Genomic DNA, 17,458 nt, shown 5'->3' with positions numbered 1-17,458 from the left:
GGTTCCGGGGCGACGGCTAGCCTCCTCGTGTTCTACCTCACACCACTACCGCCGTCTCGGCGGCGGTGCATGAAAGGGGGCGCAGATGAGCGCCTATCTCGACCTGTTGCTGCATCCGGCCGCGTCGGAGGTGGCCGGAACGGTACTCGGCGCGATCCGCGAAGTGGCACACGATCTGATCGCGGGCACGGGCGACTTCTTCAACGGATCCTCCACCGGCGACGTGGGGCTGGGCTCGTCCACCCCCGATGCCGGCCTCGGCTCCTCGACCGGCGACTTCTTCACCGGCTCGACCTACCCGTGATCATGTGTCGCCGAGGCTGATTCGGCAGCCCGGGCCGATCAGGCGGCTGATGCGGATCCGACACCGAGCCGGACTCGGCAGCTGAGATGAGTTCGGCGCCCCTCGGACCTCCGCACGAAGGTCCGAGGGGCGCCGATCGGTAGGGCGCCGGTCAGTTCGCGGTCGCGCGACGCGCCGCGACGGCCTCGGCCAGCCGGTCGAGCTGAGCGGCGGTGGTATCCCAATCCAGGCACGCGTCGGTGATGGACTGACCGTAGGCCAGTTCGTCGGCGCGGCCCAGCGTCAGATCCTGACGTCCGGCGGCCAGGAAGCTCTCCAGCATGACGCCGACGACTTCGCGCTCACCGGCGGCGATGCGGTTCGCGATATCGGTGACCACGTCGACCTGCTTGTTGTGGTCCTTGTTGGAGTTGCCGTGGCTGGCGTCGACCACCACCCGGCGGGCCAGACCGGCCTTCTCCAGGCGCAGACCGGCATCGGCGACCGAGGCCGCGTCGTAGTTGGTGCCGTTGCTGCCGCCACGCAGGATGACGTGGCAGTCCGGGTTGCCGGAGGTGCGGATCAGCGCGGCCCGGCCGTCGAGATCGGTGCCGGGGAACACGTGGCTGGCCGCGGCCGCGCGCACGCCGTCCACCGCGACCTGCACATCGCCGTCGGTGCCGTTCTTGATCCCGACCGGCATCGACAGCGCGCTGCTGAGCTGGCGGTGCACCTGGCTGGCCGCGGTGCGCGCGCCGATCGCGCCGTAGGACACCAGATCGGCGATGTACTGGGGGGTGATCGGATCGAGGAACTCACAGGCCACCGGCAGCCCGAGCGCGGTGATGTCGACCAGCAGCTTGCGGCCGATACCCAGGCCGGTGTTGACGTCGAACGAGCCGTCCAGGTGCGGATCGTTGATCAGGCCCTTCCAACCCAGGCTGGTGCGCGGCTTCTCGAAGTAGACCCGCATCACGATGTGCAGGTTCTCGCCCAGCTCGTCGGCCTTGGCGGCCAGGCGGCGGGCGTAGTCCAGCGCGGCGGCGGGATCGTGCACCGAGCACGGCCCGACGATCACCATCAGGCGATCGTCGGCGCCTTCGAGCACATCGACGGTGGCCTTGCGGCCCGCACGGACGGTGTCGGCATGGGCATCGGTGATCCGGTGGACCATGCGCACCTCGGCGGGCGAGCGCAACGGGCTCACCGCGAGGGTGCGCTGGTGATCGAGGTCGGCATGGCGTGCGTCGATGTCAACCGCTGTGGTCATCGTGGTCGTTTCCTTTTCTTCAGGCCGACCCACGGAAATCAGGAACACCGTAGAGCCGGTCCATCATCCGGCTCGGGGTGGGATAGTCAGCGCAGGTGGTTGCCGCAGACCGGCCCACCCGGGGCCGGCTTGCTAAACCAGAAATACGCGCGCTGCACGACAGGCACTCTATCAGCAACCCACGCCACGGTGACGCGGGGGCGACGGACATCACCGCCGCGCCCCGCGCGGGCCGGTCAGTGGAACTGGCCGGGAACGTAGCCGCCCGCGGGCGTGCGGCTGATGACGTTCATCCGGTTGTAGGCGTTGATCAGGGCGATCAGCGAGATGAGCGCGGCGATCTGCTCGGCGTCGTAGTGCTTCTCGACCTGCGCCCAGGTCTCGTCGGAGACGCCCTGGTGCGCGTCGGCCAGCCGGGTGCCCTCCTCGGCCAGCGCGAGCGCCGCACGCTCGGACTCGGTGAACACGGTGGCCTCGCGCCAGGCCGAGACCATGTTCAGCCGGACCGGGTCCTCGCCGGCATGGACGGCGTCCTTGAAATGCATGTCGACGCAGAAGCCGCAGCCGTTGATCTGGCTGACCCGCAGCAGCACCAGTTCGCGGGTCGCGGGCGCCAGCGTGGACTCGCCGACGACCATGCCCGCGTTGTTGATCCGCTTGACGAACTTCGCGCCGAGTTCCTGTCCCGCGTAGTCGAACCGCTGTTCCATGATCTGCTCCTCGATGTCCGGCGCCCGGCGTTCCCGAGCGGCTCACACACAGACGACGCCGCGGACCATCGAGGTGTGACAGGCCGGCGAGTGATGCCGGTCACAGGACGCTCAGATCGAGTAGGTGACCCCGGTGAGGCGCTCGGACAGGGCGAACAGCTCGCGCGCCACCGTCTCGTCGCGGGAGGCCTCGGTGGACCCGACGCGAACGGGATGGCCACGCAGGCCGCCGAACTTGTCCGGACCGTAGAACGCGCCCGGCTCCACCGGCATCGTCGCGGCGAAAAGCTCCGGCAGCGCGCCGTTCTCGGCGCTCTGGGCCAGCAGCCGGTTGCCGACGGCCATGATCGAATCCATGAAGGTCTCGGTGTGCGATTGCAGACCGGTCGAGGCATAGCCGGGGTGCGCGGCGACCGAGAGGATCGGCGAACCCGCCGCGGTGAGCCTGCGCTGCAATTCGTAGGCGAACATCAGGTTCGCCAGCTTGGCCTGTCCGTAGGCCCGCCAGGACTGGTACTTCCTGCGCTCCCAGTTCAGGTCGTCCAGATCGATGGCGCCGATGACGTGCGCGCCGCTGGAGACGGTGACCACCCGATCGGTGATCTTGCCGAGCAGCAGCCCGGTGAGCGCGAAGTGGCCGAGATGGTTGGTGCCGATCTGCATTTCGAAGCCGTCGGCGGTCCGGCGCTGCGGCACCGCCATCACCCCGGCGTTGTTGATCAGCACGTCGACCCGCTCGACGCCCGCGGCGAAGGCGCGCACCGAGGAGAGATCGGCCAGATCGAGGGACCGGACGTCGGCGTGCGGGCCCAGCTCGGCGGCAACGCGTTCGGCCTTGGCCAGATCGCGGCAGGCCATGACGACCTGCGCGCCCTTGGCGGCCAGTGCCCGGGCGGCGGCTGCGCCGAGTCCGCCGTTGGCGCCGGTGACGACGAAGGTCCGACCGGTCTGATCAGGGATATCCGTGGCTTCCCAGCGGCTCATGCGAAGAGTCTAGCCCGGATGATCAGCGCCCACCGGGCTTTGAGATAGGGTTACCTAACTCGATCCGACCCGACCGGACCCAGTGAGGGAATCGTGACCACAACCACCGACCACCGGGACGGCTATGTGCCCTTCCCCGCCGAGACGGCCGAGGCCTACCGCGCCGCGGGCTACTGGACGGGCACGCCGCTCGGCGACCTGCTGCGCAGCACCGCGACACAGCACCCCGAGCGCATCGCCCTGCGCACCGACGCGGGCCCCCGCGACTACGCCTGGGTGGACGCCGAGGCCGACCGGATCGCGCACGGCCTGATCGCCCTGGGCATCACCCCCGGCGATCGGGTCGTCGTCCAACTGCCGAATGTGCCGGAATTCCTGACGGTCCTGTTCGGCCTGCTGCGCGCGGGCGCGATCCCGGTACTCACCCTGCCCGCGCACCGCAGGGCCGAGATCGAGCATCTCACCGCGTTGTCGGAAGCGGTGGGCTACATCATCGCCGACACCTTCGGCGACTTCGACTACCGCGAACTGGCGAAGACGGCGCAGCAGCAGGTCCCGAGCCTGCGCCACGTCCTGGTCCTCGGCGACCCCGGCCCCTTCACCGACCTGAACAGCATTGCGCGTGACGGCGATTCGCTGCCCGAGATCGATCCGTCCGATATCGCGCTGATGCTGGTCTCCGGCGGCACCACCGGCCTGCCCAAGCTGATCGCGCGCACCCACGACGACTACGTCTACAACGCCACCCGCAGCGCCCAGATCTGCGAACTCACCGCCGAGGACGTGTATCTGGCGACCCTGCCCGCCGCGCACAACTTCCCGCTGGCCTGCCCGGGCATCCTCGGCAGCGTGAGCGTCGGCGCCGCGGTGAGCTTCGTCAGCGATCCGAGCCCGGAGAACACCTTCGCCGCCATCGAACGCCACGGTGTGACGGTCACCGCCGTGGTGCCGCCGCTGGCCCAGTTGTACTGCGCGGCCGTGGAATGGGAAGAGGCCGACCTGAGTTCGCTGCGGCTGCTGCAAGTCGGCGGCGCCCGGCTGGCCGATGTGAACGCCAGGGAGGTCACCCCCGCGCTCGGCGCGAAGCTCCAGCAGGTGTTCGGCATGGCCGAGGGCCTGCTCAACTACACCCGCCTCGACGACCCCGACGAGCTGATCTGCACCACCCAGGGCAGGCCGATGTCGCCTGCCGACGAGCTGCGTGTCGTCGACGGCGAGGGCAACGACGTGGCGCCGGGCGAGGAGGGCGAGCTGCTGACCCGCGGGCCCTACACGCTGCGCGGCTACTACCGCGCCCCCGAGCACAATGCCCGCGCGTTCACCCCCGACGGCTACTACCGCAGCGGGGATCTGGTGCGCCGCCTGGAATCCGGGCACCTGATCGTCTCCGGCCGGATCAAGGACGTCATCAACCGCGGCGGCGAGAACATCTCCTGCGACGAGCTCGAAGAGCACCTGCTGACCTACCCGGCGGTCCGGCACGCGGCCGCCGTCGGCCTGCCGGACGCGGCGCTGGGCGAGAAGGTGTGCGCGGTGCTGGTGGTCGACGGCGAGATGCCGAGCCTGCCCGAGATCAAGACCTTCCTGAGCGAACGCGGGCTGGCCACCTACAAGCTGCCCGACGTGCTGCGGCAGACCGACGTCCTTCCGGTCACCGCGGTGGGCAAGATCGACAAGAAGGTCCTCGCGGCCACCTACAGCTGATCGACCTCCGCACGGACCCGGAAACGCGCACGGGCGGCACACCGGAAAGGTGTGCCGCCCGTGCGCGTTTCCGCAGGAATCAGGCCTTGACCACGTAAGGGGCGATGCTGCCCAGCTTCTCGCAGGTCTCCTCGAACTCGCGCTCCGGCTTGGACTGCCCGACCACGCCCGCGCCCGCGCGCAGCCACGCGCCCTCCGCGGTCTGGTAGACCGCACGCAGGACCAGGGTGGCCTCCAGCGCGCCGGTCGGCGAAACCGTCACCACCGCACCGGAATACAGCCCGCGGGGCGCACCGTCGAGGCGGAAGACCGAGTCGACGCCCTCGCGCTTCGGGATGCCCGAGGCGGTGACCGACGGGAACAGCACCTCCAGCGCGTCCCAGCCGGAGCGGTCGGCGGCCAGCGTGCCGCGCACCGTGGAGGCCAGGTGCTGCACGCTGCCACGCTCGCGCACCGCCATGAAGTCCGACACCGCCGGGGTGCCCGGATCGGCGACCGAGCTGATCTCGGCGAAGGACAGCTGCACCGAGATGGCGTGCTCCACGATCTCTTTCGGATCGCTGACCAGATCCGCGCGCGCGGCCATGTCCTCGGCGTGACCGCGGCCGAAGGCGCGGGTGCCCGCCAGCGGCTCGGTGGTGACCACCCGGTCGTCGTCGACGGACACGACCAGTTCGGGGCTGAAGCCGGCCGACTCCAGACCGCCCAGGCGCAGCAGGTAGGAGCGCGCGGGAGTGTTGTTGGCGCGGCCGAGGCGGTAGGTCGACGGCACGTCGACGGTGAAGGGCAGATCGACCTTCCGCGACAGGATGACCTTCTGGTACTTGCCCGCGCCGATCTCGGCGACGGCCTCGGCGACCCGGTCCCGGTACCCGGTGGGATCGACGCGGACATCGATCGGATGGGCCTGCGGCAGTTCGGTTTCCTGTGAGGCGGCGACGAGATCGTGGATCTCGGCGGCTTCTTCGGGGGTCGCGCCTTCGATCCGCAGACCGGATTCGTCGACGGTCACCTGGACGCGCGGAATCATCAAGTGGGCCAGGGAGGTCCGCTCGTCGACGTGCGCGATCGCCTCCAGCGCCCAGGCGCAGAACTCGAAGCCGATCCAGCCGTAGGCGCCGGTGGCATGCGCGGGCAGCATGGCCAGGGCGCGATCGATGGCACGGGCGGGCGAGCCCTCCCAGGCCGACACCGTGGTCTCACCCGCCCAGGTGACCCGCAACTCGGTGGCGTCGAGTTCGATGCTGCCGATCGGGTCGGCGGCGAAAACCCATTGCCCGGGGCGCTCGTACATCACGTACTCGCCGAAACGATCCGCGCTTGCCAATCGGGACATCGCTGCCGCCGGATCGGTTACATACTCCACGCGCGAGCGCTCATCCGTCGTCGACAACGATCCTCCAGAATCAAGATGACCTACCTAGTGCGAGGTAAGGTTAGCATTACCTGTCCAAAGCGGAGGTGTGCTCGGGAGCACAGCACCGGGCCGGCCGACTCGGGGTCGCGAACTCACGCCGCAAGATCACCCCGCGCGGGACAATGGAGGGCCGCGACTTCACGTCCCCGCCGCACCGGGCGGCGGGGCGACAGGCAGACGGAGGCCCCATGATCGAGCCCGCCGAATCGCAGCCGCTCCGACCGGCCCCACGGTCGGTCGTCGCGCTGGTGGACGCTTCCTCCGGCGTCGAGCGCGAGCTGATCGGCACCTGGCTCGCCCGAGGCGGCATCGCGAGCGAGTTCGGCACCGACGCGCCCGTCACCCAGCTCGATCTCGACGCCGCCGCGGTCGCCGCCCGGCTGATCGGCCGCCGGGACGATCCGCTGGTGGTCCCGGTGCGGGTGCTGTGGCTGCCACCGGAACGCGACGGTGTGCGGCGCATGAGTTTCGGCGACCTGGCCCTGCTGACCGATCCACGCAAGCCCAACCGGCTCGTGCAGCGCAAGCTCGCGCGCAAGGATCCCGAGCGCCATGTCGTCCTCACCGGCGCGCCCGCCCTGCTCAGCGAACTGCGCGCCAACAATCCCGAGGCCGCCGCCCTGCACGCCGCGGGCAGCGGCGAGCCGTTCGCGCGCGCCGTCGTGCGTGCCGCGGTGGTGGCGCTGGAACGCGCCGAGCGCACCGTCATCGGCGACCGCTACAAGGTGCCCCGGCTGGTAGCCGAGGAGATCCTGGACTCGCCGGAGTTCCTGCGCCGACTGGAGCTGATCGCCGATCAGCTCGGCGCCGACCCGCAGGATGTGTACCGGCGCGCGGAGAAGGGACTCAACGAGCTGGTCGCCGCCCAGTCACGTCTGGTCTCGGACCTGTTCACCCAGGCCATGCGCCCGGTACACGCCTCGACCTGGAAAGTCGACACCGACGCCACCGGCCTGGCCCGCCTGCGCACGCTCAACCGCGACTATCCGCTGGTCTTCCTGCCCTCGCACCGCTCCTACGTGGACCCCTTCGTCCTCGGTGACGTGCTCGCGCGCAACGACTTCCCGCCCAATCACGTCATCGGCGGAGCCAACCTGAGCTTCTGGCCGATGGGTGCCATCGCCCGGCGCACCGGCACGGTGTTCATCCGCCGCAGCTTCGGCGACGACGAGGTCTACAAAGCCGTCGTCGAGGAGTACTTCGCCTATCTGCTGAGCAAGCGCTTCAACCTGGAGTGGTATTTCGAGGGCGGGCGCACCAGGACCGGCAAACTGCGCCCGCCGCGCTACGGGCTGCTGAACTACCTCGCGGCCGCGGTGCGCGGCGAACGCATCGACGACGTGTTGCTGATCCCGGTCTCGATCACCTACGAACGGCTCAACGAGCTCGGCGCCATCGCCACCGAGCAACTGGGCGGGCGCAAGAAGCCCGAGGGCCTGACCTGGCTGGCCCGCTACATCCGCTCGCAACAGCATTCGGCCGGGCACGTCTACGTCCGCTTCGGCGAACCGCTCTCGGCGCGCGATCGTCTGATCGCGCTCGGCGACCCGATGCACAAGCCGCCGGTGAGCATCCCGCTGCACGGGACCGACAGTGCCGACGCCGCGCCGATCGCGACCGCGGCGGAGCAGGAGATCGCCGAGAAGGAGCGACGCGCCGTGCAACGGCTGGCCTTCGAGGTGGCGGTCGGCATCAACAACGTCACCCCGATCACGGTGAACGCACTGGCCACCCTGGCCCTGCTCGGCGTCGAACAGCGCGCGCTCACCCTCGCCGAGGTCCGCACGCTGCTGACCCCGGTGATCGACTACATCGGCCGCCGCGGACTGCCGAGCGGCGAACTCGCCGCGCTGACCGAGGAGCGGTCGCTGGCCGTCGTGCTCGAGCAGCTCTCGCTGGCCAAGGTCGTGACCGTCTACCGCGGCGGCATCGAGCCGGTGTACTCGATCGAGAGCGGCGCGCATCTGGAGGCCGCTTTCTATCGCAACAGCGCGGTGCACTGGTTCATCGACCGCGCCATCATGGAACTGTCGGTGCTCACCGCGATCGAGCCCGCCGAAGATCACCTGCGCGCGGGCTGGCAGGAAGCCTTCCGGTTGCGCGACCTGCTCAAGTTCGAGTTCTTCTTCCCCGACCGCACCGAATTCTCCGAACGGATCACCGCCGAGATGCTGCTGGTCGACCCGGAATGGAACAACCGGGGGCGCGAGACGCGGGGCAGCGAGATCGTCGCGCGATTGCGCGGGTCGGGGTTCATGATGGCCCACCGGGTGCTGCGCTCGTTCTTCGACGCTCAGCTGGTGGTCGCCGAGCGGCTGGCCGACAAGGACGCCGCCGCGCCGATCGACCGCAAGGAGCTGATCGCCGAATGCGTGTCGGTGGGGCGGCAGATGCTGCTGCAGCGACGCCTGCACAGCCCCGAGTCGGTCTCCACCGAGCTGTTCTCCAGCGCGATCAAGCTCGCCGACCACTACCACCTGATCGATCCGGCCGAGGCGGCCGCCGCCGACGAACGCGCCGACCTGAGCAGGCGGCGCTCCGAGTTCGCCGCCGAACTGCGCGCGATCAGCTCGCGCATCTCGCTGGCGGCCACCCTCGATCCGTCCAACACGCTCGGCCCGGTGACGCGATGAGCGCACTGCTCGACCGCATCCGCTCCGGCCCGGCGGGGCCCGAGGTGCTCGCGGTCTTCGACCTGTCCGCCGTGCTGGACGGCTTCGCCGGCCCCTCGGCACTGCGCGCCGCCCTGCCCGGCGGCGTCCGCGACACCACCGCCCGCACCCTGCTCGACGGCTATCGACCCACGCTTTCCGACGGCGGCTACAGCCGCTTACTGCACCGGGCCGCCGCACGACTGGCCGGACGCCGCCGCGACGAAGTCGCCGAACTCGGCGTGCGGCTGTTCCGGCGCGGCGTCTTCGGCCACCTGTTCCCCGAGGCCTGGCAGCTCGTCCGCGCGCATCTCGCGCAGGGGCACACCGTGGTCCTGGTGAGCGCGCTGACCGAGTTCCAGGTGGCGCCGGTGGCCGCCGAACTCGGCATCGAGCACGTGTTGTGCACGGCCATGGACACCGACGCCGACGGCACGCTCACCGGCTACGTGCACGGCAAAACGCTCTGGCGCAACGGCAAAGCCCAGGCGGTGCGGGCCTTCGCGGCCGAACGCGGCCTCGACACCGCGGCCGGTTACGCCTACAGCGGCGCGACCACCGACCAGCCGCTGCTGGCCCAGAGCGCACACCCGGTGGTGATCAACCCCGACCGCATCCTGAGCGCCGCCGCCTGTGATCACGACTGGCCCGTGGTGATTTTCCGGCGCAGACGCGATCCCCGGTTCGTCGACTACGTGCGGACCATCGCCGGATTCGCCGCGCTGCTGCTCGGCGCGGCCGCCGGCGTGCTGGCCAAGTCCTACACCCGCAGACGGCGCGCGATGGCCGACGGGCTGATGTCGTTCGGGACGGCGGCCACCCTGGCCACCCTGGGCGTGCGGGTCCGGGTCAGCGGGGCACACAACGCGCGGTCACCGCGCCCTGCGGTGTTCCTGTTCAACCACCAGAGTCAGTTCGACGTGATCATCGTGCCCCACGTCCTCGGCGGGGGCGTCACCGGAATCGGCAAGAAGGAGCTCACCCGGAATCCGATCTTCGGGCCGCTCATGCGCTTCGTGGGAGTCACCTTCATCGACCGGGCCGATTCCGACAAGGCGAGGGCGGCACTGGCGCCGGTGGTCGGCACCCTGCGCGACGGACTGTCCATCGCCGTCGCTCCCGAGGGCACCCGGTCCTACTCCCCCACGATCGGCCCGTTCAAGAAGGGGGCCTTCCACATCGCCCATCAGGCGGGCGTGCCGGTGATTCCGGTGGTGATCCGCAATGCCGGAGAGATCGCATGGCGCAATTCGATGATCGCGCGCGCGGGCACGGTGGATGTGGCGATCCTGGATCCCGTCGATGTGCGCGACTGGGATCTCGCCGAGCTGGATGCCAGGGCAGAAGAGGTTCGGCAGTTGTTCCTCGACACGCTGCTCGACTGGCCCGACCCCGACGAGCCCGCGCAGTATCAGCTCGGGCACGGTGCCGGTTCGGAGGCGTCCGGCTAGACCGAGCGCCCGAGCAGCAGCTTCCACGGCATCAGGGCCGATTCCAGCTGCACCTTCAGGCTCATCTTGGACGCGCCGAGGGTCCGCTCCTCGAACCGGATCGGCACCTCGGCGATGGTGACGCCCTTGCGCACCGCCCGGTAGTTCATCTCCACCTGGAACGAGTAGCCGTTGCTGCGGATGGAGGCGACGTCGATGGCGCGCAGGGTGTCGGCCTTCCACGCCTTGAAACCGGCGGTGGCGTCCTTGACGCCGAGACGCAGGATGAGATTGACGTAGAAATTGGCCCAGGCCGAGAGCGCCTTGCGGTACCACTTCCACTCCTCGGCGGTGGAACCGCCGGGCACGTACCGCGAGCCGAGCACCACCCCTGCGTCGGATTCGCTCAGCTTCGCCAGCATCGCCGGAATCACCTCGGCGGGATGCGACAGATCGGCGTCCATCTGGATGACCACGTCGGCGCCCTCGTCGAGCGCACGGGTGATGCCCGCGACGTAGGCCCGGCCCAGGCCGTCCTTCTCGGTGCGGTGCAGCACCCCCACCACGTCGGGCAGTTCGATGGCGAGCTTGTCGGCGACCTCGCCCGTGCCGTCCGGGGAGTTGTCGTCCACGACGAGGATGTGCAGGTCGGGTACCGCCAGTGCGGTCAGCCGGTCCACCGCCACCGGCAAGTTCTCCCGCTCGTTGTAGGTCGGCACAACAACGGTAACCCTCAAGGGTCGCCCTCCCTGCTCACCTGTCCAGCCCGTCGGCCCAGGCCGGACCGTACGAGCGATAGTCGATTACCGAGAAACCGTACTCGATCCGCCTGATGAGGAGCTGAGCGGCCGCGCGCGCCGCCGCTGGTCAGTCGCCCTCGCGCCAGGATCGGTCGCGGGCGTCCTCGCGCTCGTTGCGCGCCCGCGCGATCTCCAGCGCCCGTTCAGCCGTGGCCCGATCCGGATACGGGCCCATCCGGTCCTGGAACCAGCACTGCCTGCCCTGCTCGGCTCGCTGGTGCTTCAAGCAGTAGTACCACCGTTCAGCCATGCCTCCAGCATTCCATCTCCCGGCCGGGCCCGACGTAGGTTCTCGGCAGGTGGCGCGCCGATCGGCGGAAGTCGGCGCAAACGCTCACCGCGCCACTCGATTCGGAGAGGAAGTCTCCGAGATGTGCGTCACACCGCAGCAGGGATCGGGCCCGCGATAAAAGAAAAATCCCCCTGGCCGGTGAGCCAGGGGGATGGACGTGGCCAGGGCCGGGATCGAACCGGCGACCTTCCGCTTTTCAGGCGGACGCTCGTACCAACTGAGCTACCTGGCCGCAGGCACCCGTTCCGAATGCCATACGCGAAGCGCCGGATTTCTCCGGCGCTTACTTGCGACCCTGACGGGACTCGAACCCGCGACCTCCGCCGTGACAGGGCGGCGCGCTAACCAACTGCGCCACAGGGCCTTGCTGTGCTACCAACAGTCCGAAGACCGTACCCCCTACGGGATTCGAACCCGCGCTACCGCCTTGAAAGGGCGGCGTCCTAGGCCGCTAGACGAAGGGGGCTCGTCCCGGATTTCTCCGGACCGGCTTTCAACGGTGTTCCGTTGGGAGCTCGCATAGCTTATGACAGCTCTGCCGAGAGTTCCAAATCGGCTGGTCAGACGCCCAAACCGAGCTCTTCCAAGCGTGCTGACGCAGCCCAGCCGTCGACGGCGAACTTTTCCCGCCATTCCGGCGTCGCCATCGACTCGATGACGACCTCGAGCGCTTCCTGGAACCGGGCACGCAGATCGGTCGTGCCGCCGGGGAGCTCGACCAGGTAGCGCTGCCCCGCCAGCGCCGCGATCAGCGTCCGGGTGAAGCGATCCGGATCCGCGTCCTCGCGCAGCTGCCCGTGCTCGACGGCCCGCAGCGCGAGCGAGCGTGTCGCCCGGATGAGGATGCGCCCGGCGCCGGCCCGGACGTCGCGATAGAAGTCGGGCTCGATGATGAGCCGGTACTCCGCCTGCACGATGATGTCGTGCTCGAGCCGGAGGGCCAGCTCGTCGATCATGCCGTGCAGCACGTCGAGCGGCCCGAGATCGGTTCGGGCCAGCCAGCGCTCGGCCGTGGCGCGATAGCGCTCCACGGCCGTCTCCAGCACCGCCCTGGCCAGTTCTTCCTTGGAGTCGAAGTGGAAGTACATCGCCCCCTTGGTCGCGCGCGACCCTTCCAGGATTCTGTTGAGCGATGCCGCGGCATAGCCGCTCTTGCCGAATTCGACGGCCGCGGATCTGATTATCGCCGCCCGTGTCCGGCGGGCCCGCTCTTGCTGCCGTGCCATGCTCGAAACGCCTCCGAAGCTACTCACCGCCACTCGAAGCCCCCCGTAGGAACGGACCCCTGGCGCAATAGTTGATTGAATTGAATACTTCGAGCCGGTTTTTCCGGCCAATTCATACTTTCGGTATGCAAAAGGATGAATTACGAATAACACACCGGCTGGTATAATTTGTCGTGCCCGGGTGCGCCGCAGGGGGTGCACACCCGGGCACATCTACGTCTCGGACCTGCCTCCGATCGGCCTCCTGTGGCAATCGTTGCTGTCTGCGGACTCCACAATGACGGCTCGAATTCCGATCGCCGACCCCCTTTGCGACGGCGACTCGCCGGCATCACACCACCGAGTACCGCGCCGACGGGGGATGTATCACCGAAAGCGGCGATTCGCTCGGAATTCACCGATGCGTCACGGTACCTGCAATCATGTCCCGACACGCGGCAAACCGATGAGTCGGATAGCCCACTCGACACGCATCGCACACAGCTAACATTTCGCAATCGAAAAGGGCTGGGCGGCCGGTATTTACAATTCCGCGCGGCGCCCGCATCGCGTCGGCACGACGCCGGATTCGAGAGCTGAACCGGCCGCGCCGGCCGCGCGGCACGGTCCGTCCCGAGCACCGCGCTCACACTCCCTCCGGGCGACCTACCGAGACGAAACCAAACTGGTTGGTAGGCAACATGATTGGATACTATCCAGCCGACGCCCGAATGAACAAAGCTGACCCCCAACGCTTTCCCGCTCGCCACTTCGGCCGGCCACGCCCGGCCCCGCGCTCCGCACGGCCCGGGATGTCCCCGCTCCCGGTTTTCCGAACGGCGCCCCCGCCCACTACACTTGCCGCACGCGCCCCTATAGCTCAGTTGGTAGAGCTACGGACTTTTAATCCGCAGGTCCCAGGTTCGAGCCCTGGTGGGGGCACGTCCGACAGGCGCCCGGCCCCCGGGCGCCTGTCCTCGTCTCCGGCCGCATCCGGCTGCCACGTCACGCCCCGCGAGCAGCGCGGACGGGCTGTGGCGTAGTCACAGCAACTATGAAACCGGGTATCGCAAACGGGCTTTCCTTTACTGTGAGGCGGTCACGGGCATACTCGTGGCTTACTTCTAGACAGGCGGAGCCGATGACTTCCTTCGACGAACTGCTCTCCAACGTCCCGGTCGCCCAGATCGCCAAGCAGCTGGGCGTGGACGAAGCCACCGCGAACACGGCCGTGCAGGCCGCACTGCCGACCCTGCTCGGCGGGCTGCAGGCCAACGCGACGCAGCCCGAGGGAGCATCGGCACTGCTCGGCGCGCTGACCAAGCACGATCCGAGCCTGGTGGCCGGCGAGGGTTCGGTCGACATCGACAAGGTCGACGCGGCCGACGGCGAGAAGATCGTCGACAAGGTGTTCGGCGGGGAGAAGAACACCGTCATCAGCGCGCTGGGTGCGACCGAGGGCACCGGCGGCAACCAGCTCGTCGCCCAGTTGCTGCCCATTCTGGCGCCGATCGTGCTGGCCTACCTGTCCAAGCAATTGCTGGGCGGCAATGCGGCGCCGCAGGCCCAAGCGCCCGCGCCGGCGCCCGCGCCCTCGGGGGGCGCCCTCGGCGACATCCTCGGCGGGCTGATCGGTGGTAGCACCGGCAACAGCGGCATCGGCGGCGCGATCGGCCAGGCCATCGCCAAGAACGCGGGCGGCGCGATCGGCAACGTGCTGGGCGGATTGCTCGGCGGCAAGCGCTGAACCGAAGCCCGGCCGGGGCGTCGGCCCGGCGGTTCGAGCACAACGGCCTGTCCACCTCGTCGGTGGACAGGCCGTTGTGCTCGAACGGACTGCGCGATACGCGGACCCGGCGCGGATCGGTGCTAACGAACCGGGCGCCGCGGCGATAGAGACCGGAACGAGGACCGCGGTGGGTGGACTCACAGCCCACCCACCGCCTTTCGGCACATACACTCGGGGTGGTCGCATCCTGCGGCAATGCCGCTGTGAGGACCATCGTCGTCCGGCGTGGGGACTTCGGTCCGCACTTCGCATCCGCAGCGCCGATGCGTTTCGCATCACACCTACGGTGCCGTAAGGTATGGCCGCATCGGGCACGGTCCACTCCGATGAAACGAACCTGCAAAGCGTGCACGCAGACTATGAAGGGCTGATACATGGCAAGGGATCTGACTCAACTCGAGCTGCTCACGGAGTTGGAGCCGGTTGCCGAGGAAAACGTCAACCGTCACCTTTCCTTGGCCAAGGAATGGCATCCGCACGACTACGTCCCGTGGGACGAGGGCCGCAACTTCGCGGCGCTCGGCGGCGTGGACTGGGATCCGGAGCAGTCGAAGCTGAGCGAGGTCGCCAAGGCGGCCATGATCACCAACCTGCTCACCGAGGACAATCTGCCGTCCTACCACCGTGAGATCGCGGAGAATTTCTCCCAGGACGGCGCCTGGGGCACCTGGGTCGGTCGCTGGACCGCCGAGGAGAACCGCCACGGCATCGTCATGCGTGACTACCTGGTGGTCACCCGCGGCGTCGACCCGGTCGCCCTCGAAGAGGCCCGGATGATCCACATGACCAACGGCTTCGCCTCCCCGGCCGAGGCCGACGCGGGCTTCCTGCACTCGGTCGCCTACGTCACCTTCCAGGAACTCGCCACCCGGGTGAGCCACCGCAACACCGGCAAGGTCTGCGACGATCCCATCGCCGATCGCATGCTCCAGCGCGTGGCCGCGGACGAGAACCTGCACATGATCTTCTACCGCAACATGTGCGGCGCGGCCCTGGACCTGGTCCCCGACCAGGCCCTCGAGGCGATCACGCTGATCCTGGAGAACTTCCAGATGCCGGGCGCGGGCATGCCCAACTTCCGCCGCAACGGCGTGCTGATGGCCAAGCACGGCATCTACGACCTGCGCCAGCACCTCGAAGAGGTCGTGCAGCCGGTGCTCAAGAAGTGGAATGTCTTCGAGCGCACCGACTTCACCGCACGCGGCGAGCAGACCCGCGAGCGGCTGGCCGCCTTCCTGGAGAAGCTGTCCCAGGACGTCGTCAAGTTCGAGGAGCAGCGCGACCGGATGCTGGCGCGCGAAGCCAAGAAGCGCGAACTCACGGGCGCGGCCGCGAGCTGACCCACCCCACAGCACAGCGCACTACGAACACCGCCGCCGGACTTCCGGCGGCGGTGTTCGCGTTCCGGCGTCTCCCGCCCTCCGCGGCGTGTGGCGCGTGCGACAGCGGAACGGGCGTCCGACCGGCCGGGAGCGCGTGGATGAGAGACTGGACCTCGTGACGATGACTACCGAGGCGAAGACCACGCTGCGGATCGGCCCGTATCCGGTCGACCCGCCGGTCGTGCTCGCGCCGATGGCGGGCATCACCAATCTGGCGTTCCGCAAGCTCTGCCGGGAGTTCGGCAGCCCGACGTCGATCTACGTCTGCGAGATGATCACCGCCCGCGCGGTGGTGGAGCGCAACGAGAAGACGCTGCACATGATGTCCTTCGACGCCGACGAGCATCCGCGCTCGATGCAGCTCTACGGCGTCGACCCGGAGACGCTCGGCGAGGCCGTGCGCATCATCGTCGGCGAGGGCTGGGCCGACCACATCGACATGAACCTCGGCTGCCCGGTGCCCAAGGTGACCCGGCTCGGCGGCGGCGCGGCGCTGCCCTACAAGCGGGCGCTGTTCGGCCGCATCGTGCGCGCCATGGTCGCCGCGGCCGAACCGGCGGGCGTTCCGGTGACGGTGAAGTTCCGGATCGGCATCGACGACGACCACCTGACCTACCTGGACACCGGCCGGATCGCCGAGGCCGAGGGCGCGCAGGCGGTCGCCCTGCACGCCCGTACCGCTGCCCAGCGCTACTCCGGGCAGGCGGATTGGTCGGCCATCGCCCGGCTCAAGGAGGCGGTCACCACCATCCCGGTGCTCGGCAACGGCGACATCTTCGCCGCCGAGGACGCGGTGCGGATGATGGACGAGACCGGCTGCGACGGCGTCGTGGTCGGGCGCGGCTGCCTGGGCAGGCCGTGGCTGTTCGCCGAACTGCAGGCCGCGCTGCGCGGTGAGCCGCTGCCCGCGCCGCCGAACCTGGGCCGGGTGGGCGAGATCCTGTACCGGCACGGTGCGCTGCTGTCGGAGCATCTCGGCGAGGACAAGGCGATGCGCGATCTGCGCAAGCACATGGCCTGGTATCTGATGGGCTTCCCGGTCGGGGCCGACCTGCGCCGCTCGTTCGCGACGGTGTCGAGCCTGAACCAACTCGGCGATCTGATCGGGCAGCTGGATCCCGACGCGCCGTTCCCACGCGACGCCGAGGGGCCGCGCGGACGTCAGGGCTCGCCGGGCAAGGTGGCGCTGCCGCACGGCTGGCTCGACGATCCCGACGATCCGGCGGTCCCGACTGCGGCCGATGTCATGCACAGCGGCGGCTGATCTGCGGAAACGCTGTTGTGGCGTAGCCGAATTCGGACCGGACTGCCTGACCGTGGCGGAATCGTTATCATTGGCGAAATCGTTCCGTGCTGGTCGAGCTCGGCCCAAGCGACAGCAAAGATGTGAAGCGAGGTTCGTTGGTGGGTGACGATCGGCACGGGCATGCCCAGCGGCCCGGAGGTCGTGCCCCGTGGGAGCGCGCTCCCGCGGCGGAGAACGAACGCGAGGGCGCGTGGACCTCGCGGCGTTCCAGGCACGGTGAGCCCGACGACGACGC

At 69.0% G+C, this 17,458-nt stretch carries 14 protein-coding genes and 4 tRNA genes; 8 read left to right on the top strand and 10 right to left on the bottom strand.

Annotated features, from left to right (window positions below):
- Nucleotides 1-85 precede the first annotated feature (85 nt).
- The gene (locus ON26_RS02900) at nt 86-304 is read left to right on the top strand and encodes a hypothetical protein (RefSeq protein ID WP_040794386.1); all 219 of its coding nucleotides are present in this window, start codon (nt 86-88) and stop codon (nt 302-304) included.
- 151 nt (nt 305-455) lie between these two features.
- Here the strand turns inward: ON26_RS02900 and ON26_RS02895 are convergent, their stop codons facing one another.
- The 3 genes from ON26_RS02895 to ON26_RS02885 form a co-directional block, all read right to left on the bottom strand.
- Entirely contained in the window at nt 456-1,553 is a 1,098-nt protein-coding gene (locus ON26_RS02895; RefSeq protein WP_040794385.1) for a 3-deoxy-7-phosphoheptulonate synthase, read from the bottom strand.
- A 236-nt stretch (nt 1,554-1,789) separates the two neighbouring features.
- Nucleotides 1,790-2,263 carry a carboxymuconolactone decarboxylase family protein gene (locus ON26_RS02890; RefSeq protein ID WP_040794384.1) on the bottom strand — a complete coding sequence of 158 codons (474 nt, stop codon included), beginning with the start codon at nt 2,261-2,263 and terminating at the stop codon, nt 1,790-1,792.
- 111 nt (nt 2,264-2,374) lie between these two features.
- Nucleotides 2,375-3,247, bottom strand: coding sequence for an oxidoreductase (locus ON26_RS02885; RefSeq protein ID WP_040794383.1), 873 nt, complete (start codon nt 3,245-3,247; stop codon nt 2,375-2,377).
- A 93-nt stretch (nt 3,248-3,340) separates the two neighbouring features.
- On the opposite strand from ON26_RS02885, the gene ON26_RS02880 reads away from it, so the two are divergent.
- The gene (locus ON26_RS02880; protein WP_040794382.1) at nt 3,341-4,951 is read left to right on the top strand and encodes a (2,3-dihydroxybenzoyl)adenylate synthase; all 1,611 of its coding nucleotides are present in this window, start codon (nt 3,341-3,343) and stop codon (nt 4,949-4,951) included.
- Nucleotides 4,952-5,030: 79 nt separating this feature from the next.
- On the opposite strand, the gene nbtS is transcribed toward ON26_RS02880, so the two are convergent.
- Complete coding sequence (nbtS, locus tag ON26_RS02875; RefSeq protein WP_040794381.1) at nt 5,031-6,344, bottom strand: nocobactin biosynthesis salicylate synthase NbtS; 1,314 nt, start codon at nt 6,342-6,344, stop codon at nt 5,031-5,033.
- A gap of 212 nt (nt 6,345-6,556) precedes the next feature.
- Between nbtS and ON26_RS02870 the strand changes: the two genes are divergently transcribed.
- Entirely contained in the window at nt 6,557-9,001 is a 2,445-nt protein-coding gene (locus tag ON26_RS02870) for a glycerol-3-phosphate 1-O-acyltransferase (RefSeq protein WP_040794380.1), read from the top strand.
- Nucleotides 8,998-10,470, top strand: a complete 1,473-nt coding sequence (locus ON26_RS02865; RefSeq protein ID WP_051026582.1) for an HAD-IB family hydrolase — start codon at nt 8,998-9,000, stop codon at nt 10,468-10,470. Before ON26_RS02870 ends, ON26_RS02865 begins: the two co-directional genes overlap by 4 nt.
- Here ON26_RS02865 and ON26_RS02860 read toward each other — a convergent pair.
- The 6 genes from ON26_RS02860 to ON26_RS02835 form a co-directional block, all read right to left on the bottom strand.
- Complete coding sequence (locus tag ON26_RS02860) at nt 10,467-11,186, bottom strand: polyprenol monophosphomannose synthase (protein ID WP_281032344.1); 720 nt, start codon at nt 11,184-11,186, stop codon at nt 10,467-10,469. The genes ON26_RS02865 and ON26_RS02860 overlap by 4 nt on opposite strands.
- A gap of 130 nt (nt 11,187-11,316) precedes the next feature.
- Complete coding sequence (locus tag ON26_RS02855; RefSeq protein WP_040794378.1) at nt 11,317-11,499, bottom strand: hypothetical protein; 183 nt, start codon at nt 11,497-11,499, stop codon at nt 11,317-11,319.
- A gap of 200 nt (nt 11,500-11,699) precedes the next feature.
- A tRNA-Phe gene (locus tag ON26_RS02850) sits at nt 11,700-11,773 on the bottom strand.
- 58 nt (nt 11,774-11,831) lie between these two features.
- Nucleotides 11,832-11,905: transfer RNA gene (locus ON26_RS02845), tRNA-Asp, on the bottom strand.
- Between the two features lie 29 nt (nt 11,906-11,934).
- Nucleotides 11,935-12,007 (bottom strand) — tRNA-Glu (locus tag ON26_RS02840).
- Nucleotides 12,008-12,101: 94 nt separating this feature from the next.
- Nucleotides 12,102-12,767, bottom strand: a complete 666-nt coding sequence (locus tag ON26_RS02835; RefSeq protein ID WP_040794377.1) for a TetR family transcriptional regulator — start codon at nt 12,765-12,767, stop codon at nt 12,102-12,104.
- 848 nt (nt 12,768-13,615) lie between these two features.
- On the opposite strand from ON26_RS02835, the gene ON26_RS02830 reads away from it, so the two are divergent.
- From ON26_RS02830 to dusB, 4 genes are all read left to right on the top strand, one after another.
- Nucleotides 13,616-13,688: transfer RNA gene (locus tag ON26_RS02830), tRNA-Lys, on the top strand.
- A gap of 199 nt (nt 13,689-13,887) precedes the next feature.
- Nucleotides 13,888-14,493, top strand: a complete 606-nt coding sequence (locus tag ON26_RS02825) for a DUF937 domain-containing protein (protein WP_040794376.1) — start codon at nt 13,888-13,890, stop codon at nt 14,491-14,493.
- Nucleotides 14,494-14,909: 416 nt separating this feature from the next.
- Nucleotides 14,910-15,875 carry an acyl-ACP desaturase gene (locus tag ON26_RS02820; protein ID WP_040794375.1) on the top strand — a complete coding sequence of 322 codons (966 nt, stop codon included), beginning with the start codon at nt 14,910-14,912 and terminating at the stop codon, nt 15,873-15,875.
- Between the two features lie 163 nt (nt 15,876-16,038).
- Nucleotides 16,039-17,181 (top strand): tRNA dihydrouridine synthase DusB, encoded by a 1,143-nt coding sequence (dusB, locus tag ON26_RS02815; protein ID WP_040794408.1) that lies wholly within the window; start codon nt 16,039-16,041, stop codon nt 17,179-17,181.
- Nucleotides 17,182-17,458 lie beyond the last annotated feature (277 nt).

The organism is Nocardia higoensis NBRC 100133 (assembly GCF_000308595.1).
GTDB lineage: Bacteria > Actinomycetota > Actinomycetes > Mycobacteriales > Mycobacteriaceae > Nocardia > Nocardia higoensis.
Note: the sequence above shows the minus strand (reverse complement) of the source record. Positions and strands in the feature narration are given on the sequence as shown.